The organism is Chloroflexota bacterium (genome assembly GCA_016219275.1).
Lineage (GTDB): Bacteria > Chloroflexota > Anaerolineae > UBA4142 > UBA4142 > JACRBM01.
Genome location: JACRBM010000101.1, coordinates 36,246 through 56,561, shown reverse-complemented (window position 1 = coordinate 56,561; position 20,316 = coordinate 36,246). Strand labels below are relative to the sequence as shown.

15 protein-coding genes are annotated in these 20,316 nt (G+C 56.9%); 11 read left to right on the top strand and 4 right to left on the bottom strand.

Annotated features, from left to right (window positions below; genetic code table 11):
- Positions 1–104: 104 nt before the first annotated feature.
- Positions 105–1,304 carry a B12-binding domain-containing radical SAM protein gene (locus HY868_26425; protein ID MBI5305693.1) on the top strand — a complete coding sequence of 400 codons (1,200 nt, stop codon included), beginning with the start codon at positions 105–107 and terminating at the stop codon, positions 1,302–1,304.
- An 88-nt stretch (positions 1,305–1,392) separates the two neighbouring features.
- Here the strand turns inward: HY868_26425 and HY868_26420 are convergent, their stop codons facing one another.
- From HY868_26420 to HY868_26405, 4 genes are all read right to left on the bottom strand, one after another.
- Entirely contained in the window at positions 1,393–4,059 is a 2,667-nt protein-coding gene (locus tag HY868_26420; protein MBI5305692.1) for a tetratricopeptide repeat protein, read from the bottom strand.
- Positions 4,060–4,162: 103 nt separating this feature from the next.
- On the bottom strand, positions 4,163–4,483 hold the full coding sequence (locus HY868_26415) for a hypothetical protein (GenBank protein MBI5305691.1): 321 nt from the start codon (positions 4,481–4,483) through the stop codon (positions 4,163–4,165).
- 26 nt (positions 4,484–4,509) lie between these two features.
- Positions 4,510–5,004: a hypothetical protein gene (locus tag HY868_26410; protein MBI5305690.1), complete on the bottom strand. Its 495-nt coding sequence runs from the start codon at positions 5,002–5,004 to the stop codon at positions 4,510–4,512.
- A gap of 153 nt (positions 5,005–5,157) precedes the next feature.
- Positions 5,158–8,370 (bottom strand): AAA family ATPase, encoded by a 3,213-nt coding sequence (locus HY868_26405; GenBank protein ID MBI5305689.1) that lies wholly within the window; start codon positions 8,368–8,370, stop codon positions 5,158–5,160.
- A 343-nt stretch (positions 8,371–8,713) separates the two neighbouring features.
- Between HY868_26405 and HY868_26400 the strand changes: the two genes are divergently transcribed.
- The 10 genes from HY868_26400 to HY868_26355 all read left to right on the top strand — a co-directional run bounded on the left by HY868_26400 (position 8,714) and on the right by HY868_26355 (position 20,311).
- Positions 8,714–9,556, top strand: coding sequence for an IclR family transcriptional regulator (locus HY868_26400; protein MBI5305688.1), 843 nt, complete (start codon positions 8,714–8,716; stop codon positions 9,554–9,556).
- Between the two features lie 73 nt (positions 9,557–9,629).
- Complete coding sequence (locus HY868_26395) at positions 9,630–11,456, top strand: hypothetical protein (GenBank protein MBI5305687.1); 1,827 nt, start codon at positions 9,630–9,632, stop codon at positions 11,454–11,456.
- 61 nt (positions 11,457–11,517) lie between these two features.
- Positions 11,518–12,282, top strand: a complete 765-nt coding sequence (locus HY868_26390; GenBank protein ID MBI5305686.1) for a sugar phosphate isomerase/epimerase — start codon at positions 11,518–11,520, stop codon at positions 12,280–12,282.
- Positions 12,283–12,290: 8 nt separating this feature from the next.
- Complete coding sequence (locus HY868_26385; GenBank protein ID MBI5305685.1) at positions 12,291–13,250, top strand: ABC transporter permease; 960 nt, start codon at positions 12,291–12,293, stop codon at positions 13,248–13,250.
- A gap of 10 nt (positions 13,251–13,260) precedes the next feature.
- A complete protein-coding gene (locus HY868_26380; protein MBI5305684.1) occupies positions 13,261–14,136 on the top strand; it encodes an ABC transporter permease in 876 nt (291 codons plus the stop codon).
- A gap of 5 nt (positions 14,137–14,141) precedes the next feature.
- Positions 14,142–15,227, top strand: a complete 1,086-nt coding sequence (locus HY868_26375; GenBank protein ID MBI5305683.1) for an exo-alpha-sialidase — start codon at positions 14,142–14,144, stop codon at positions 15,225–15,227.
- Positions 15,214–16,788, top strand: coding sequence for a D-aminoacylase (locus HY868_26370; protein ID MBI5305682.1), 1,575 nt, complete (start codon positions 15,214–15,216; stop codon positions 16,786–16,788). The genes HY868_26375 and HY868_26370 overlap by 14 nt, the downstream gene beginning before the upstream one ends.
- A 240-nt stretch (positions 16,789–17,028) precedes the next feature.
- Positions 17,029–18,135 carry a DSD1 family PLP-dependent enzyme gene (locus HY868_26365; protein ID MBI5305681.1) on the top strand — a complete coding sequence of 369 codons (1,107 nt, stop codon included), beginning with the start codon at positions 17,029–17,031 and terminating at the stop codon, positions 18,133–18,135.
- A 155-nt stretch (positions 18,136–18,290) separates the two neighbouring features.
- Positions 18,291–19,187, top strand: a complete 897-nt coding sequence (locus HY868_26360) for a dihydrodipicolinate synthase family protein (GenBank protein MBI5305680.1) — start codon at positions 18,291–18,293, stop codon at positions 19,185–19,187.
- The gene (locus HY868_26355) at positions 19,184–20,311 is read left to right on the top strand and encodes a hypothetical protein (protein MBI5305679.1); all 1,128 of its coding nucleotides are present in this window, start codon (positions 19,184–19,186) and stop codon (positions 20,309–20,311) included. Before HY868_26360 ends, HY868_26355 begins: the two co-directional genes overlap by 4 nt.
- The last annotated feature ends 5 nt before the right edge of the window (positions 20,312–20,316 follow it).

Below are 20,316 nucleotides of genomic sequence, written 5' to 3'. Positions count from 1 at the left end.
AGGCAGGTTGAGAGATGGATATCTTATTAGCAAGCGCCGGCGTCAAAATCAAAAGTAAACATTCGCGGCTTAGTCCGCCGCTTGGACTGGCGTACATTGCCGCCGTGTTGCAACAACATGGATATGGCGTCACGGCTCAGGATTTCAATTTCATGACGGACGACCCGCATCACATGCGCATCATCCTCCAGCAGTGGTCGCCGCGCCTTCTCGGCATTTCCGTGTTGACCGAGACGTATCCCAACGGTCTGAAACTCGCGGAACTCGCCAAGCAGATTGATCCAGGCACAACCGTGATTATGGGTGGTCCCCACGCGACGGTCATGTACGCCGATATCCTGAAAAATAAAAGCGTTGACGTCGTGGTTCGGGGTGAGGGCGAATATTCCATGCTTGAGTTAGCCGACTGCCTCATTCGAAATATCGGCGACCTGTCGCAGATCAAGGGAATCGCGTACCGGCAGGATGGAAAAATCCGCGTGACTCCCGACCGTCCGTTCATTGCCAATCCCGATGAACTGCCCTTCCCGTCTAGAGAACTTTTCCCGCTTCCACTCTATGAACAACCGGGGCAGGTGTTATTGTCACGCGGAGGTTGTCCATTCAATTGTTGTTTTTGCGCCGTCAACAATATCTGGCAAGGCGGACGGCGATTCCGGAGTAACGACAATGTAATCAAAGAGATTCTCCATCTCTACGGTGAAAACGGCGACGCGGACATCAGTTTCTCCGATGATACCTTCACGCTGAATCGCGCGCGGATACTCCGGCTGTGCGAACAGTCCAAAAAACTGAAAGAGATTTTTCCTTGGCGCTGGGGATGCACCACTCGCGTGGACTTGGTGGATCAAGAACTCATTGAACGAATGGTCGAATCGGGTTGTTACGCGATCACCTTTGGCGTTGAAACCGGCTCGCAAGAGGTCATGAGTGCCATCGCCAAGAAAATAACCTTGGAGCAGGTCAAGCATTCAGTCGGAATGGCGCGCGATGCCGGTCTATCGGTACTATGTTCCTTCATGTTTCCGCACCCGCAGGATACGACCGCAACAATCCGCGAGCAGCAGCAGTTCATGAAAGAACTGGTCACGATGGGCGCACAGGTGAGTTTGGCGTTTACCACCCCGTTTCCTGGGACTGACTATTATCATCACATGGACGCGCTTGGCATCCGGCTTTTAACCGACAAGTGGGATGAGTTCGACGCCAAGCATCTGATTATTGAAACAAAAAATCTGGATCGGGGAAAATTAGAGAAATTGTTTCAGGAGATGATTCAGGAAGTCGGATTGAGCCATGATTAAAAGACCCTGGCACCGGTTTCGCGATGGCGAGACCTGCGCCTCCGGCAGAGTTCTGCGGGATCGTAATCGAACCGTCCATGAATCAGTGTCACGATTGCTTGTTGCTTTGAAACAATCCTATCTCAACCGCCCACGCCGCAATCTGTGTGCGCGCGCTGAAACCCAACTTGTCGAGAATGTTGCCAACGTGTCCTTCAATCGTGCGTTCACTCAACACGAGCATTTCGGCAATCTCACGATTCGATTTTCCTTGCGCGATCAATGCGGCGACCTCGCGTTCGCGCGCGGTCAGTCCGCCGAATTTTTCTTTCGCGGCTTGGCGAGGTGAGAGTGCTGGCGCATCCGGCATATCGGGAATTTTGATTTCGGCGAGGGCAAACTCGATGGCTTGCTCTACCGTCATCGCTTGACCTGTTGCCCATGCCGCGTTGAAGGCGGCGGCGTCGAGTTGGGCGCGCGTACGGGGAAGATATTTTTCGCAATCGTCGCGATAGACCGGTGGCATCGGGGTTCCCAATTGTTCGCGCAACAACTCTGCCGCGCCAAACAGCCGCGCCGCGCGTTCGGGAAGTTGCACCACGGTGGCGAGGTAGCCAAGCGCATCCATCAAGGATGGAAGATAGTATCGGAGGTCGCCTTTTCTCGCTTGCACGATACCTTCTTTCAAGTAATTGTTCGATTCGCCCAAGTTTCCTCTGGTCAGTTCCAACATACCCAGGTAGTACAAATCGAGGACGAGTAATTGATGGGCTTGTCCCATATCGCGATGAACCGACAAATTCTTTTGCAAGAGCGCGCTTGCTTCCGTATAGTTGCCTTGTCGTCGCGCAATGTCCCCCAACGCCGGACGTGACGTTGCCGCGCCAAATTTGTCACCCATTTCTTGGTGGATGCTCAACGCTCGCTCGATGTAATCCTTTGCCTGAGGCAGATTTTTTTCAAAGTAATCAATCATTCCCAAGTTGTTTAGAACTTGAGCGTACATGTGCATGTTTCGCATTTCTTTATACAGTGCTGCACTCCCTTCAAGCGCAGAACGCGATGTTGCATAGTCAGAGAGACGCCGCATGACCAAGCCCAGGGAAAATAGACTGGACGCTAAACAAAAAAGATCGCCCGCTTGACGACTCGTCTGGATGCTTTCTTTGGCAAGCGCGCATGCGTGAACAAGATCGCGATCAAGATTTGCCCACGCGTAGCGCGCCAGCGTATGACCAAGCCAATGCTTGCCTTCTTCACCCAAGTCCCGCAGAATCTGAATGCTTTCTTCAAAGAGTGGACGCACCTCATTAGCATATCCAGAACGACTCGCCATTTCTGCGGCAACGCGTAAGGCGTTTGCACGCGTCAGTGTTTTTCCTTCGTTTCCTTTCAACAAGCTGACCAATCGTTCGTACACCTCAGTCCAAAGAGCGCGCTTGCCCCAAAAATCCCACAACGCTCCTCCCAAGCGTAATCCCATTTGAATTTTCTGGGTGCTGGTTGACCAATCGAGCGCGACTCGGAAATTGTCCAACTCGGCGCCCAAACGATTTAACCACCTCCCTTGCTCTGCGCCGCGCAGTTTGGGTTCGGCTTCTTCAGCCAGATTCACAAAATATTCCAAATGGCGATTCTGCACATTCTCGCGTTCGCCCAACTCGACCAATTTCTCCCAGACATATTGCCGAATCGTCTCCAATATTCGATAGCGCGTCGCGCCGCCGCGCGTTTCCGCGAGCACGAGCGATTTGTCCACGAGACGCGATAGCAAATCAAAAACCTCTGACGCGATGATTTCATTCTCCGCGTCATCCTGCCGCCGCGTCACCACGTCCGCGCAAATCGCCTCTGCCGCCTCAAGCGTCCACCCGCCCGCGAACACCGACACGCGATTCAACGCGATCTGTTCTTGCGCCGATAATAGATCATAGCTCCAATCCATCGCCGCGCGCAAAGTTTGTTGACGCGGCAGAGCCGTGCGACTTCCACCGGTGAGCAATCGAAACGAATCGTCGAGCCGCGCGGCAATCTGTTCGACCGCCAACGTCTTGACGCGCGCGGCAGCAAGTTCGAGCGCGAGGGGCATCCCATCAAGGCGCGCGCAGATTTGCGCGATGGCTGGCGCGTTCGCGTTCGTCAATTCAAAATCAGGTCGCGCGTCACGCGCGCGCCCGATGAACAAGCGAATCGCTTCAAACTGCGCGAACGATTCGAGCGGCGGTAATTGTTGGAGATGCGGAAGCGCGAGCGGCGGCACGCGAAAAGTGATCTCGCCCGCGATATTCAATCCTTCGCGACTCGTCGCCAAAATTTTCAAATCGGGGCAACTCGTCAAAAGTGTCTCGACTAATTGCGCGCAAGCATGAATCACATGCTCGCAATTGTCCAACACAAGGAGTCCATTTTTCGCGTGGAGAAAATTCTTGAGCAGATCAATCGCCGTGACTTGACCAGCTTGACGCAAATCGAAAATGGACGCGACAGAGTGCGGAACGAGCGCGGGATCCGCGAGCGACGCTAACTCGATCAGCCAGACACCATCGGGAAACGCGGCGAGTAGATCGTCGGCAACTTGTAACGCGAGCCGCGTTTTGCCCGCACCGCCCGCGCCGGTAAGTGTGAGCAAGCGCGTACCCAGACCCTTCGGGTCGCTTGCGCGAAAACCCGAAGGGTCTAGCAGCCGCTTGACCTCGGCGATTTCTTTCTCGCGCCCGATGAAGCGCGTGAGAGGAATTGGCAGGTTGTTCTTCACCGGCGCTTTATCTTCTGGCATTGCGGATTCTCACCCTGGGACGCCAATCTGGCTCACCCACCCACACCCAATCTGCGTTCGTGTGCCCAACCCAGTGTATTGAGTTTGATGCCGCCCTGATGATCTACAGGATATCCTTGAGGAGATTGGTAATTGCCACGTTGATCACGATGAACGCGCAAAAGATGATGCCTGCAATGACTGCGCTGAGCACCAGTTCGCGGAGCGTGTCCCCAATGTTGCCGGGCAATTTCCCATGGTAATGACTGAACAAGTTGAACACAAAGACATAGGCGGCGACGCCGAGCGGGGGAATCGGCAAAATGAAACGCATGTTTTCAGAAACAGTCGAGCGGAAAAGATAGAGCAACAAACCGGTCAACAACATCAAAAATCCTGCCACTGTGATCGTCAAGATATTCACCTTGAGCATTTCATCGTTCATTGAATCCCTCGCTTATGGCGCGATGCTTATTGTAACGCCGCCAACGCCGCGCGGGTGCGGTCTGCGTCCGGTCGCGCGGACATCGCCTCGAAGAGCGTGAGTGCTTGCGCGAACCAATCACGCGCCGCCGCGACATTGTGCCGCGCCTGTTCTAGTTCACCTAGTTCGTACATTGTGCGCGCGATTTGCCATCGTGTCTCCAATCCTTGGAATAATTCACGCGCTTGATTCAGACGCGTTTCCGCTTTAGCGGACTCGTCCGCTAGCGCATGTGCGACCCCCCATGCGCGATGTGCAATCGCAAGATACAATTTGTGACCGTCACGCTGCGCGAGTTCTTCCAGCCGCGGCGTGTACGCGCGTAACGCGATCAGATCGCGCGCGCGCGCCGCGCCGTCCGCCAACATCATATACACGTCGTGGTCGTGCGCCATCGAGCCGCGCTTGACCGGCTGCCCCGATAATCCGAGCGCGCGCTCGATGTTTTCTTTGACGAGAGCGAACTCGCCCTCTGCCTGCAAGGGCAGAGACCTTCAGTAAAACTGATTCCTCTGCCATTGATCGGGTTGCCCAGACATTCCGATCATATAGGCGTACGATTCCTGGGTATAGACTCGAGCTCGTTCCTGCTCGCCACGCAACGCGTGGACCGTCGCGCTCAGCGCGACGAAAAATCAGGTCTCGCCCACACGCTCGCGCGAATACCGTCGCTCGAGGTCGCGCCAGCGTTCTTCCGTTGCGAGAACCGCGTCCCACCGATCCAAGCGAAACAAACAGTGCGCTTGAATCCCGATCGTATTCACCTGTTGCTCCGTCGCCTGGATACGCGCGGCATCATTTTCCGCTTCCGCCAGATAGGGCAGAGCTTGGGCGTATTCGCCAAAATACATCAGCGCGACGCCGACCCCGCGCAACGCATCAATGCTTTCGCGCGCGTCGCCCAAATTTGCCGCGCGGCTGATCTCCAAGCGGCGATTCGCCAAATCCAAATGCTCGCGCAACAGACTGCGCCCGTCCAACACATTCGCCAGCGCGCCCAATGCTTTGGACAACATCCCGGCATCGTCGAGTTGCTCTGCCATCTCCACCGCGCTCTGCGCGAACCGTTGTGCGATATCCCAATCGGGCGGCGTCTGGTTGCGCCACGCATCTATCGAAAGCGCGGTGAGGAGTTGCACGGTTTCTGGGTGCGGGGGCGCGCTGGTCAGCGTTCGCAAATTTTCTTCCACCTGTGCGCGCGATTCCATCCGGATTTCGCTCACCTGGCGATACACTGCCGCGTCCACCGACCATTTCGCATCGGTTACGCTTTGGATGATCTTGCGATGCAAACGCACCACGATAATCTTGTCGCCCTTCATCTCGCGCGACAAATCGAGCGCTTGCCGGTAGAGCGCGATCGCCTGCGCGAAATCGCGCACGAGCCGGTACACGTCTGCCAGCTCTTCGATTAATCCCAGATGAATCTCGGTTTGATCGCCTGGCTCGATCAACTCGAGCGCGTGGCGAAGATTCTGGATGGCTTCATCGTACGCGTACACCGCGACCGCTTGCTGTGCGGCTTGGCGCGCGTACACGATGGCTTTGGCGCGTTCGCCCGCCTGCGTAAAGTGGTATGCTAGCAAGCCATACAATCCTTCCAACCGCTCCGCGAACAAGGTCTCCATCACTTCACCAACGCGGCGATGAAACGCGCGGCGGCGTTTCAGCAGGATCGTTTTGTACACTGCTTCCTGGGTCAAGGGATTGCGAAATGCGTATTCCAGTTCGGGCACGCGCGCGGCTTCGCGAATCATTTCGAGACGGATCAGCGTGCCCAGGTGTTTATCCACATCCTGGCTTGCTTCATCCACCAATTGCAAAACGCGCCGATAGAACGAACGCCCGATGACCGAGGCGATTTGCAACGTCGCGCGCGTCGCGTCTTCGAGCCGATCCATCCGCGCCGCTAACAGCGATTGTAAATTATCGGGGATGGCAAAGTCCGCGCCCGCGCTCGTCGCCTTCCACACTCGCCGCGTCACGCCGTTGACGGTCCGCTCTTCGGCGATGACCGCGCCGCTGTCAATCAACGTCCGCACGACTTCTTCGATGAAGAACGGATTGCCGCCGGATTTTTCGAGAATACTCGCGCGCAAACGCGTGGGCAGTTCCGGCATCGCCAGCAAGCGATTCAAGAGTTCGTTGCTCTCCGCATCGGAGAGCGGGCGTAGAGCGACTTCGGTGTAACGATGTTGATACTCGGTGTCGGCAGCGACCTTGATCTGCCAGCCGGGCGATTGACGCTCGGAACGCAGAACGCACATCACGACGAGCGGAATCTCTTCGGTCAACACCAAAAGTTGGCGCAAGGTTTCGATGGAGGACGCATCGCTCCAGTGCATATCGTCGAAAACCAGAACGGTCGGTTGCTGGGAAAAGCGCGCGCGCCACCAATCGCGCATTGCTAGGCACAGCTCGCGTTTGAACGTTTCACTGTCAAGCGGCGCGCCCGCGGTTTCGCTCTCCAAGCCGAACAACGCGTCAAAGAGTTGGCGCGCCGACGCGCGACGTTCCTCCGCCACACCTTCGACCAACGACGCGAGTTTTTCACGCACGATGCGCGGCGGGTCTTCATAGCCGATTTCGCTCACGCGGCGAATCAAGTGTTGGAATAATCCGTACGCCTGATTGGTTTCGTACGAGAGACTCGTCGTTTCGTACCACTTGCCCGCGGCGTTGCCCAGTTCGTTGAACGCTTTATGCGCCTCGCTCACGAGACGTGTTTTGCCCAAGCCCGCTTCGCCCAACACGCACACGATTCGCCCCACGCCCTGCTTGAGATCCGTGATGATCCCGCGCAAGGTCAGTAGTTCTTGTTCGCGTCCGACCATCTCGGCGTGCAGACCTTCGATGCCGCGCGGACGCGCCGCGCTCTCTTTGCGCCCCAGCACGCGGTACGCGGGCACGGGTTCGCGCTTGCCTTTGACTTCGATACCGCCCAGGTCTTCCAATTCGAAAAAGGACTTGACCTGTTTGTGTGTGTCCGGCGCGATCTGCACCGTGCCGGGTTGCGCGGTTTGTTCCATCCGCGCGGCAAGATTGATGGCATCGCCAATCGCGAGATATTCCATGTGCAGATCGGTGCCAATGTTGCCGACGACGACCAGCCCGGTGTTCAACCCGATGCGCATTTCAAAATCGGGGACGCGTTTTTTGGCGAGCAGTTCATCGCGATACGCGCGGATTTGTTTCAGAATGTCGAGCGCGGCATGAACCGCGCGGACGGGATCATCCTCGTGCGTGATCGGCGCGCCGAAGAACGCGAGCACGCCATCGCCCAGCAATTGCGCGATGGTGCCTTCGTAGCGATAGACTGCTTCACTCACGCGGCGATGCGCGCCGGAAACGATTTCGCCCCATTCTTCCGGATCCATCTTTTCCGCGAGCGCGGTGGAGTTGACAATATCGCTGAACAGCACGGTGACTTGTTTGCGCTCGCCGACCATTTCGCCGCTCGTGCGCGCCGCGTCGAGTTTCGCTTTTAGTTCCTGGGGAATGTATTGTTCGAGGCGCGATTCTGACGTGGCGGGATGTAAAGCGCGCGGTTCCGGTTTCGCCGGCGCGCTTGGCGGAATCGGCGCAGGTGCGGTTGCTTCACGGGGTGGCGTTACTGGCTGGGTCGGGGAAATGCGTTGCGCGCGCGGCGATTCCAGCCGCGCGGCTTGCCAGAACAAGCCGGACGAATCCACAAGCCGGAGTCCACAGTGGTCGCAAAAACTCGCGTCATTGGAAAGCGCAGAATTACAGCGCGGACAATTTTGGACGAGCAGAGTTCCGCAATGTTTGCAAAAGTTGGCTTGGTCGCGATTGGGAGTGTTACAGTTGAAGCAAATCATAAAGGGCACGTTCCAGTTTTCCAACTGGGATTGTACCTTTGATAGGCGTGTTGTCAATGGGGTGCGCGGATTCTACGCCTTCAAACTCACTTCGCCCCGATTGCCATCGCAGTCTGGAGGGAGTTGTTCGCCCACCGACAAGAATAAAGAGCAGAAACGCGATCAGGGTGGGGCGTTCAGGTAAAGTAACTCCCCTGTCAATGGGTCGCCTTTCGGTAACATTTTCTCGTGACGCCACTCGATACTGTCATTGAGGGTCGTTTGGCAATTTGACGGCACGCGGATCTCGGAATATAATAGTACTGAAATATGATTTCATAATGTGAAATAAAGCAATCTACCCAAGTCAAAGATGACTACGAAAACAAACAACAAGAAAACCTATCAGGTCCAATCGGTGGATCGGGTTTTCAGCATCTTGCAATGCTTTTCGCTTCGCAAACCGGAGCTCTCCCTCCCCGAAATTTGCGAACTGACCGGCTTGCCCAAGCCGAGCGTTTTTCGTTTCCTCGCCGTTCTCGAAACCGCGCGCTTTATCGAACGTACCCCGGACGGACAAAAATATCGAGTCGGTATTCGCGCCTTCGAACTCGGCAGCATTTTCCTCGCACACGTGTCCGTGGAACATCTGGCGCGCTCATTTATGGAACACCTCACCGAACACTATGGCATGTCCTGCAATCTGGCAATCTTCGACCAGGGACAGGTCGTTTACATCGCGACGACCGACCCACTCGCGCCGATGCGCTATAACCCGATTATCGGTTATCGTCATTATGTGCACTGCTCCGCATTGGGCAAGGCGCTCATCGCCGCGTTGCCTTCCGAGGAAATCCTCGCCATTCTGAAACAACGCGGGATGCCCGCGCTCGCGCCCAACACGATCACGAACCCCGATGCCTTGCTTCGAAATTTGAAGCAGGTACGTGAGAATGGTTATGCGCTGGATAATCAGGAGGGCGGCATCGGCGTTTGTTGCATTGCGGTGCCGATCTACAATCACTTGGGGCAAGTTGCGGCGGCGATGAGTCTCTCAGGTCCCAGTCCGCGATTCACATCGGACACCATGTCCGATATGGCGCACCAGCTCAAAGAGAGCGCCCTCCAAATTTCTCAACGACTTGGCTGGCAAGCTCAGAGTAACCGCGCCTCGTCGCGATTCACAGCCGCGGTGCGTGGTCGCAAAGGGAGGTGATCTAAACAAAGCGTGGATGTATCTTATTTCAGATTGGGCAGAACTTTCAGGAAAAAGCAAATGGAGGATGAAGATGTTACACAAATCTGCAATGGCGTTGATCCTGGGGATGATTTTGCTTTCTATTCTGATCGCGTGCGCCCCAGCCCCCGCGCCCGCCCCAGTCAAAGAGACGGTCGTAGTGAAAGAGACTGTTGCTGTAACCGTCAAGGAAACGGTTGCCGTTCCGGTGAAAGAGACTGTGCGGGTCGTCGTTACCCCGACTCCCGTACCGCCACCCATCAAAACGACCGGTCCCGTTTTTATCGGTTCTGGTGGTATGACCGGCAAGCACTATAATCCGATTTGGTTGACTAGCAACCCACAATTCTTGTCCTTCCCACTGATTCTCCCCGCGCTGACCTGGTTCGATGACAAGGTGCAACCGATTCCACATTTGGCAACCAAGATTGACGTGAATGCGGACGCGACGATCTATACATTCACGTTGCCGAAGGAAGCCAAGTGGAGCGACGGCACGCCGCTGACTGCCAAGGATGTGGCGTTCACATTCAAACTCGCGCTTGATCCGGCAATTGGCGCATCGGCGTGGGCAAACAATTTCTCCAGCATCAAAGGCGCATCGGATCATCAAAAAGGTACGGTCAAAGAGGTCGAAGGCATCAAAGTCATAGACGACCAGACCATTCGTTTTGAACTCAAAGAGCCGAACGCGTCGTTTTTGTTTAACACCTACCTGGGAATCTTACCTTCGCACATCCTGGGAAAGGTTGATCCCAAAGAAATCGAAAAACATGCGTACGTGGATGCGCCGACGGTCACGTCCGGTCCATTCGATTTCGTCAAGTACGAGCCAGGGCAGTATATCCAGTTGAAGAAGAAGGCGAATTACTGGGGCACATCCGCGAACCTCGACGAAGTTTACATCAAGTTGTTTGAACAGACCGCGACGATGCTTGCTCAACTCGAAGCCGGCGAATTACATCTGGCGACGATTCCGGCGGAAGAAATCGCGCGTTTTCGTAATCTCGCGCATATCGAAGTCATGCCGGTCAAGGGCATCGGTTACTATGTCGTCCATATTGACGCGCGCAACAAAGACCAACTTGCCGCGTTGATGAAATCGAAAGACCTGGGCGGCAAAGGGTACGCAACGATCACCCGCGTCCCCAAGCCGTATTTGCTCGACAAACGATTCCGCCAGGCGCTCGATTTTGCCGTGGACAAAAAAGCGGTCATCCAGGTCGTCGCTGGCGGCGAAGCCGCGCCGATCTACAGTTCGATCTTTGGTCCCGATTGGGCGGTCAATCCCAACCTCAACAAGTACGACTTGAATCTGGACAAAGCCAAGTCATTGATGAAAGATGCCGGCGTCGTGTTTGAGAAAGACATCGCGACCTGGGAAGGCAAGCCGATCACACTCGTCTATCTTTCGAACACGAGCGAAGAGGCGCGCAAACTAGGCGAAGTCTTGCAACAGCAGTTATCGAAAGTAGGCATTCGCCTGGACATCAAACTTGTGACGAGCGCCGCATTCTTGCAAGCCGCGATTGACGGCGAAGGCGATCTGATTCGTAATGCCGGCGGTCGCTTTGGCGCGGATCCCAGTGTCAGCTCACTCTATTACACTTGCACCGCTGGCTGGGCAGAGTTGGTCATGGGATTCTGCAATCCCAAGTTCGATGATCTGATCAAGAAAGGTGTCGCGACGAGCAAAGTGGAGGATCGTCAGAAAATTTATTGGGAAGCCAGCGCGCTGCTCAATGAAGAACTGCCGAGTCTGTTCCTCTTTACGCCCAACGCGTTCGTCGGCGTGAACAAGGGCTTGAGGGGTTTGAAACCAAGCGCCGACCCAGGTTACTTGACTTGGAATATCAGCGCGTGGTCGTTCCAAAAATAAGTGGACAATCGGACCTGGAAGGCGTTGCGGGCACGCCTTCCAGGTCACGCGGAAAATCACCATGCAGATTGATTACTCGATCAGTCTTTGGAATTACACCCACTATGCCAACGCGCCGAGTTTGGAACGAATCCTCGCGCTCGTGCGTGAACAAGGGTACGGCATCGAGCTCTGGGGCGCGTGGCGCGATGAAAACGATTTGTACAGCGACGTGGGTTGCAAACGTCTCAAGTCCACCCTACAAGGTATGCGCGTGAGTTTGCATACCGCCGTCGTCAACACGTTCGAGTTGCACAAAAAGCAAATTGATGCGGCGGCAGAATTGCGCGCGCCAGTCATCGTGCTACACCCCAACGATTTGTATGCGTCGGGCACACGCGAATTGGACGAAGCGCTCGCGCATCAAATCGTCGCGTACGCGCGCGCACGCGGCGTCAAACTCGCGTTGGAGAATGGACAACTGCCGTTTATCGCGCGGGCGCTTGAACGCATCGAAGGATTGTACGCTTGCCTGGACGTGGGTCACGTTTACCTGACCACCGAACCGATGCGGAAATTTCTTGACGCGATGAAATCCAGGTTGATTCACCTGCACATTCAAGACCTCGAGACGGAACCCCTGGTCGGCGTGCGCTTGCCGGGCACGGGCGTGGATCATTACACGCCGGGCGCGGGAGGGATTCCCGCGACGGATTGGAAGTTGCTCGTCGCGACATTGGAAGAAATCAATTTCCAGGGCACGGCGGTCTTTGAGATTCAACCGTACAATCCACTGCAAACTGCGTTGCAGTCGAGAGCATTCTTGCGCCAAGTCGGTCTCAGATAGGCAGAACGATGGGGGTTTATATTCTGCGGCGCGTTCTCATTTCGATTCCGGTTCTTTTCGGCATCACGGTCATCGTGTTCGTTCTGATCAATTTTGCGCCGGGCGACCCTGTGATGGGGATGATTGATCCGACGCAAGGCAGTTTCACGACGGAATTGATCGCGCGCGAACGGGCGCGTTTGGGACTCGATCAGCCGTTGCCGGTGCAGTACGTTTTGTGGCTCGGGCGCGTCGTGCGCGGCGACCTGGGTTATTCGTTGATCACGCACAAACCGGTGATCGAATTGATCGGGCAACGGATCGTGCCAACGCTCAAGTTGACGTTCCTCGCGCTCTTGGTCAGCGTCGTCATCGGCATTGGCATTGGCGTTCTCGCCGCGGTGAAACAGTACTCCTGGATTGATTATCTGACGACGTTCTTTTCTTTCTCGGCGGTCAGTGTGCCCGGCTTTTTTCTTTCCCTGGGTCTCATTTACATTTTCGCGTTGACCTTGCACTGGCTGCCAACCTCTGGGATGCGGACCCTGGGACAAGAATCCTCGTTCCTCGACGAACTGCGCTACATGATTATGCCGGTTGCCGTCCTGGGAATCGGCAGCGCCGCGCCGCTCGTCCGCTACGCGCGCTCCTCGATGCTCGAAGTTCTCCGCCAAGAGTACGTCACTACCGCGCGCGGCAAAGGTCTCAAGAATAGTTTTGTGATCATGCGCCATGCTTTTCCCAACGCGTTGATCCCGTTGATCACGGTGATCGGCTTACGTTTGCCCACGCTCTTCGCCGGCTCAGTCATCGTCGAAGAGATTTTTCACTGGGAAGGAATGGGGCGATTAAATATCTGGGCAGTGATGAATAGCGATTACACGTTACTGATGGCGTTGAATATGATTTCCGGTATTCTGGTCTTGCTTGCGAATCTGCTCGCCGACATTTGCTATGCCGTTGCCGATCCGCGAATTCGTTTAGAGTGAGGTACGCTCGATGGCAGTGGATTCCACCGTTCGACTAACTCAAGACAGCATCGCGCGCCGCACCCTACGACGATTCTTGCGCTATCGCCCGGCGATTTTCGGCGCGGGGTTCATCGTCGTGCTCACACTCGCGGCGATCTTTGCGCCAGCCGTTGCCAATCACGACCCGTTCGACCAGGATTACTCGGCGCTGAAAATGCCACCGAGCGCGGAGCATCTCCTCGGCACAGACGCACTCGGGCGCGATGTCTGGGCGCGCTTGATTTATGCGACGCGCGTGTCACTGTCGGTCGGACTGGTTGCGGTCGTCATCTACACCGCTATCGGCACGACCCTGGGTTCGCTCGCCGGTTTTTTCGGCGGCTGGGTGGATACGGTTATCATGCGCTTGACCGACATCGTCATGTGTTTTCCTTTACTCATCATCATTATCACCGTCGTCGCCGTCGTCGGTCCGGGCTTGACGAACATTATGGTCGTGATCGGTCTGCTGGCATGGCCCAGCATTTGCCGTTTGGTGCGCGGTCAGATTCTCTCGTTGCGCGAACAAGAATTCATCACAGCGGCGCGTTGTCTCGGTATTCCCAACGGTCGTCTGATCCTGCGACACTTGTTGCCCAACTGCGTGGGACCCATTACAGTCGCCGCTACCTTCGGTATCGCGGGCGCGATCCTGACCGAAGCGAGTTTGAGTTTCCTGGGATTGGGCGTGCCGCCGCCGGAACCGAGTTGGGGGCAAATGTTGACCGACGCGCAAAAACTTTCGATTCTTGCCGGGATGCCCTGGCTCTGGGTGCCGCCCGGCACGATGATCGCGTTGACCGTGTTGTGCGTGAATTTCGTCGGCGATGGTTTGCGCGACGCGCTCGATCCACGGATGATTTGATCGCGATGGAACATTATATCGTTTACCAAGACGCGAACGCCTACAGTTGTTTTCCCGCGATTGCCCAGCGCAAGAACGGCGAATTGCTCGTGACGTTCCGGCGCGCCGGCGGTTTCAGTATCGAGGCATTGCGGCGCGGCAAGTACGATCACGTAGACAAGGGTGCGCGGATTGCGCTGGCGCGTTCGCGCGATGGCGGCGCGACCTGGGATGCGCCGTACCTCTTTGCGCCGTTCGACCCCGAATGCGGCGAGCAAGACCCCTCGATTGCCGAACTGCGCGACGGTACGTTGCTGATCAATTTCTTCCGTTGGCGCGTCGTGCCTGCCGAAGAGCAAAGTCGCTTGCTGTATCCCGCGCGACAGCAGTACGACGGTTCGTGGTCCGATGTCGAAGGTCCCTGGATCATCCGCTCGCGCGACGGCGGCGCGACCTGGGAACGCGAACCGGCGCGCGTGAACAGTGCGCCGCTGCCGCGCGCGGGAACCTCGGACGCGGTACTCGAATTGCCGGATGGAACATTGTTGATGGGCATTTACGGCGCAGACCCCGGAAGTAATGTCTGCCGCGCGTACGTCGTCCGCTCGACGGATCGCGGCGATAGCTGGGGCGCGCCGTCGCTCATCGCACGCGACCCCGCCGGCAAAATCAGTTTCGAGGAACCCGCGCTCGCGCTCACGCGCGATGGATTTGTGATCGCGATGTTGCGGAGCGGCGAGCCGGGCAATTATCAATATCTGCATCAAGCGATTTCCCCGGACGCCGGACGCATCTGGCTTGACCTGCGTCCAACGCCGATGTGGGGGCATCCCGCGCAAATCATTCGACTCGCAGACGGACGCTTGCTGTGCGCGTACGGTTATCGTCGTCCGCCTTTTGGCGTGCGCGCGTGTGTGAGCAACGACAGCGGGCACACCTGGGACATCGCGCACGAATACATTTTGCGCGACGACGGCGGCAGTCGCGACCTGGGTTATCCATCTACGACGCAACTCGTGGACGGCACACTCGTGACCGTGTACTATTTTCACGGCGCGGACGGCATTCGGCATATCGCCGCGACGCGCTGGCGATTGGATGATTATGTTTGAAATTCTCATCACCGGCGGGAAAGTAGTTGATGGCACGGGCGCGCCCTGGCGGTACGCCGATGTCGGCATCACCGATGGGCAAATCGCGGCAATCGGACAGTTACAGTCCATCGGCGCGTCGCAGCAGATTGACGCGCGCAATAAAGTTGTCTGTCCTGGGTTTATTGATATTCATAGTCATGCCGACATCACCTTGCTCGCAGACCAGTGGACGGACTTGCGTTTGCTGCAAGGAATCACGACCGAAGTCGTCGGACAGGATGGGCTGGCGTATGCGCCGCTGAACGCGCAAGGTCTCGACGCGTGGCGGCGTTACTTGATTGCGTTGAACGGCGATTTTGCGAATGTGACCTGGGATTGGACGTCAGCGCACGAATTGCTCCAGCGTTATGTGCATCGCGCGGCGAACGTCGTGTACCTAATTCCGCACGGTGCGGTGCGAACAACGGTGATGGGCTGGGACGCGCGTGCGGCGACCGAGTCGGAATTGCGTGTGATGCAAGAACTCGTCCGGCGCGAGTTGGAGCAAGGCGCGGGCGGCATCTCGACCGGGTTGACGTACATCCCGTGCGCGCATGCGACGACGGAAGAAATGATCGCGCTGTGCGAACCGGTCGCACGCGCCGGCGGAATTCTTTCGATTCACTTGCGGTCGTACGGCGCAAAACTTTTGGACGCGATAGACGAAGCCATCGAGATCGGACGCCGTAGCGGTGTCGCGGTGCAACTCTCGCACTTGCGCGTCGCCGATCCGTCGAACTGGGGGCTCGCGTATGCGATGCTCGAACGCATTGATCGCGCGCGCGCGCGCGGCATTGACGTGACCTTCGACCTCTATCCGTACACGGTAGGATGCACCGCGTTATTCGTCCTGTTGCCGCCCTGGGCGCAGAGCGGCGGACCGGATGCGATGCTCGCGCGTTTGAACGATTCGGAAATGCAACAACGCATGTCCGACGAAATGAAAAGTTGGAACCTGGATTGGTCGGCGTACATTTTGAGCAACGCGCCGCACACTGCGTTGGGCGACTGGGAAGGATTTTCGGTGACGAGCGCCGCGCACGCGCTTGGCATGCAGCCGACCGAGTTCGTCGTGCAACTCGTGCGCGCGACGGAATTGAACGCGACGATGATCGCGGCAGGCGGGAGCGAAGCCGACAACGAAGTGTTGTTTCGTCACCCGACGTGCATGGTTTGCAGCGATGGCGTGATGGTCGGCGGACAGCCGCACCCGCGCGGATATGGCGCGTTTCCGCGCGTCATCTCCCAGTACGTGAAAAATCATCCAGTCTTGCGATTGGAAGAAGCGATTTTCAAAATGACCGGCTTGACCGCGAGCCGTCTCAATCTGCGCGAGCGCGGAATTTTGCGCGATGGATTTGCCGCCGATATTGTTGTCTTCGATCCAGACACGATTGCCGACGGCGCAACATTCAAAGCGAGTCGCACGCCGCCGCGCGGCGTTGAGTGGGTATTGGTCAATGGGCGCGTGGCGGTTGCGAACGGAGCATATCGCGGCAGTCAAGCCGGCGCGGCGCTCAAGCCGCTGCTTTACGCATAGACAAATTCTGGTTGCGTTTACGGGAGACCTGTCAGGTTTCCAAAACCCGACAGGTCTCACACAGCCACCACACCCAGGATGAACCTATGGGGAATCCACTCTAATGCCAACACCTTCGCCAAAATCATAAATTGATCCGCGAATAACGCGAATCACGCGACTAAAAAACAAAATTAGCGAAGATTCGCGAGATTCGCGGATGAAGGAAATTAAATTGGCGAAGGTATCGAATGCGGGAGAATGTTGATGAACTATAATCCCAAACCTGGGATGACGATTGATGAACTCGACACGCCGGCATTGCTCGTAGACCTGGACGCACTCGAGTTCAACATCCGCACGATGGCAGATTTTTTTGCCGGTAAATCGGTGGCGCTGCGCCCGCACATCAAAACGCACAAGTGTTTGCAGATCGCGCAAAAACAAATCGCGGCGGGCGCAATCGGCGTCACGTGCGCCAAGGTCAGCGAAGCCGAGGCGATGGCGCGCTCGGGCGTCACCGACATCTTGATCGCGAACCAGGTTATCGGCGCAACCAAGCTGGAGCGCCTCACTGATCTGGCGCGACAATGCAATGTGATCGTTGCCGTGGATCAACCCGACAATGTGCGCGATTTATCTGCGGCATGTCGCGCCAAGAGTGTGAACCTGCGCGTGCTGATCGAGGTGGAAATTGGCATGGGACGCTGTGGCGCGATGCCAGGTGAACCGGTTCTGGAACTCGCGCGGCAAATTGCGGATGCGCCGAATTTGGAATTCGCTGGACTGCAAGCGTATGAAGGGCACCTGGTTTTGATCGCCGACCCCGACGAGCGCGTACACAAGGTACGTGAAGCATTCGCACCATTGCAAACGACTGGCGAAATGTTGACGCGCGCTGGGCTTGCGCCGCGCATCGTGAGCGGCGGCGCGACCGGCACGTACGACATTACGAGTGAATGTCCGCCGCTGACTGAGATTCAAGCCGGCTCGTACGTTTTTATGGATTGCACTTACTTGCAAGTCCGTCCCGAATTCAAGCCAGCGTTGAGCGTACTCTCAACGGTGCTCAGTCGCTCAACGCCGCGCGGACTCGTGACCGACGCCGGACTCAAAGCGATGACAAAGGATTTTGGTTTTCCGCAACTCGTGGATGTTGCCGGTGCGACGATGCGTTATCTTTCGGAGGAGCACGCGGTTCTCGATTTGGCGAATCCAGACCTGGTTCATCTGCGCCCTGGCGACAAGGTGCGGTTCATTCCGAATCACTGTTGCACGACGACCAATTTGCACAACCAGTTGTACGTCGTTCAGCGCGGCGTACTCGTGGATATCTGGGATGTCGCCGCGCGCGGATGCGTGCAGTAACGCTGTTTGGAAACATCCATCTGTCATTGCGAGCCGCGAAGCGGTGAAGCAATCACCCCTCCCTACCCTCCCCTTTATAAGGGGAGGGCTGGGTGGGGTTGGGGATTGCTTCGGTCAAAGACCACCCTCGCAACGACAAAGAAAAAGAGGCAAGCTTGTTAACCGGAATCATTCCCGCGTTCCTCACACCACTGACCCCCGATGATCGGGTAGACACGAACGGGTTGTGCGAACTCGTCGAATTTCTGATCGGCAGCGGAGTCAACGGGCTTTACCTGTGCGGCAGTACGGGCGAAGGATTGTTGTTGACGGAAGACGAGCGACGCTTGGTCGTTGAAACGGTCGTCCGCCAAGTCGCGCATCGCGTTCCGGTCATCGCTCACGTCGGCGCGATTGCCACGTCGGTTTCCGAACGCTTGGCGCAACACGCGCGCGCGTGCGGCGCGGATGCGGTCGCTTCGATTCCGCCGTTCTACTACAACGCCGGGCAAACCGGTATTGCCACGCATTACCAACGCATCGCGGCGGCGACACAGGGCTTGCCGCTCTATATCTACAATATTCCCGAAGCGACCCAGGTTCAACTCAGCGCCGCGCTCATCGCCAATCTCTTCAAGACGCAGACCATCCAAGGATTGAAATACACCTCGTACGATATGCTGACCTTGCGCGACATCATGGAGACCTGTCCTGGGTTGAACGTCTTGTCGGGTCCCGACGAAATGCTGTTGCCGTTTTTGGTGATGGGTGTCCAGGGCGGCATCGGTACGACGTACAATTGTATGCCGCGATTATTTCTCGAACTGTACGCCGCGTGGCAATGCGGGAATTTGAAACGCGCGCAAGAACTGCAATTTCAAATTGATCGCATCATCCTGGTGATCGCGCAGTACGGCGTCATTGCCGCGACCAAAGCCGCGATGCGTTTTCACGGCGTCGAATGCGGCATGCCGCGCACGCCACTCGTCGCGTTGAACGAGGAACAGCAAGCGCACCTGCGCGATGACTTGCGCGCGGTCGGCTTTTTCGATTGGGTGGGGCGAGCGAAATGAATTCACGCGAACGCGTCCTGGCGGCATTGCATCACCACTCGCCCGACCGCGCGCCGCGCGACCTGGGCAGTACGACGGCGACCGGGATTCACCCGCACGCGTATCGCGCGCTCAAGCGTCACCTGGGTCTGGATGATGATTTTCGTTACCTGAGCGCGCGCGCCCAACTCGTTTGGGTCGAGCCGCCGATTCAAAAACGCTTTGGCGCTGATCTCTTGCCTTTGATTCCGGATGTCGCCGGGCAAACGATTGAGTTGGACGCGAACCGCGCCTTTGTAGATCGTTGGGGCATCGAACGAAAATTGCCCGCCGAGGGCGGGCACTATTACGTCAGTCGCCCGCCGCTCGCGTCCGCGCAAAGTGTCGGCGATTTGAACGCGTTTCACTTTCCGGAACCGATTAGTGATTTTGCGATTCTCACGCAGCAGGCGCGCCACTTGCGCGCGACGACGGACAAGGCGCTAGTGCTCAATTTGGAAGTTGGTTTCATGCACCAATGCCAGTTTCTGCGCGGCTTTGATCTGTGGCTGATGGACTTGGTGAGCGATCCCAGGTTCGCCGCGGCGTTGATGGATCGCGTGCTCGACGTTTGGCTCTGCGAAGCCGAGGCGATGATGCGCGCGGTCGGCGATGACGCCGATATTGTGATTTACGCGGATGACATCGCGCTGCAAAACGCGACGATGGTTTCGCCGCGCGTGTATCAATCCTTGCTCCGCCCGCGTCTCAAGCGCGTGTTCGACGCGTTGAAAGCGAGCGAACTCAAGGTCTTGTATCATACGTGCGGGAGTGTTGTTTCGCTCATCGGCGATTTCGTTGACCTGGGTGTGGACGCGCTCAATCCCGTGCAAGTGTCCGCGCGCGGAATGAACGATACTGCCGCGCTCAAAAAACAGTGGGGCGACCAGATCACATTCTGGGGCGCGATTGACACTCAGCATGTTCTCCCGCGCGGCACGCCGGACGATGTGCGCCGCGAGGTGTTTCGCCGGTTGGATGATTTGACGCGCGATGGCGGCTATGTTCTCGCCGCAGTGCATGACATTCAAGCCGAAGTTCCGCCGCAAAATATCGGCGCGATGTTCGACGCGGCGGATGAATGGAACTCGACGATCAAACCATGAACTGG

Excerpts from the sequence above, each read along its gene's own strand:
- HY868_26420 (MBI5305692.1), bottom strand. The coding sequence starts at position 4,059 with ATGCCAGAAGATAAAGCGCCGGTGAAGAACAACCTGCCAATTCCTCTC.
- HY868_26415 (MBI5305691.1), bottom strand. The coding sequence starts at position 4,483 with ATGAACGATGAAATGCTCAAGGTGAATATCTTGACGATCACAGTGGCA.
- HY868_26400 (MBI5305688.1), top strand. The coding sequence starts at position 8,714 with ATGACTACGAAAACAAACAACAAGAAAACCTATCAGGTCCAATCGGTG.
- HY868_26395 (MBI5305687.1), top strand. The coding sequence starts at position 9,630 with ATGTTACACAAATCTGCAATGGCGTTGATCCTGGGGATGATTTTGCTT.
- HY868_26390 (MBI5305686.1), top strand. The coding sequence starts at position 11,518 with ATGCAGATTGATTACTCGATCAGTCTTTGGAATTACACCCACTATGCC.
- HY868_26385 (MBI5305685.1), top strand. The coding sequence starts at position 12,291 with ATGGGGGTTTATATTCTGCGGCGCGTTCTCATTTCGATTCCGGTTCTT.
- HY868_26380 (MBI5305684.1), top strand. The coding sequence starts at position 13,261 with ATGGCAGTGGATTCCACCGTTCGACTAACTCAAGACAGCATCGCGCGC.
- HY868_26375 (MBI5305683.1), top strand. The coding sequence starts at position 14,142 with ATGGAACATTATATCGTTTACCAAGACGCGAACGCCTACAGTTGTTTT.
- HY868_26370 (MBI5305682.1), top strand. The coding sequence starts at position 15,214 with ATGATTATGTTTGAAATTCTCATCACCGGCGGGAAAGTAGTTGATGGC.
- HY868_26365 (MBI5305681.1), top strand. The coding sequence starts at position 17,029 with ATGTTGATGAACTATAATCCCAAACCTGGGATGACGATTGATGAACTC.
- HY868_26355 (MBI5305679.1), top strand. The coding sequence starts at position 19,184 with ATGAATTCACGCGAACGCGTCCTGGCGGCATTGCATCACCACTCGCCC.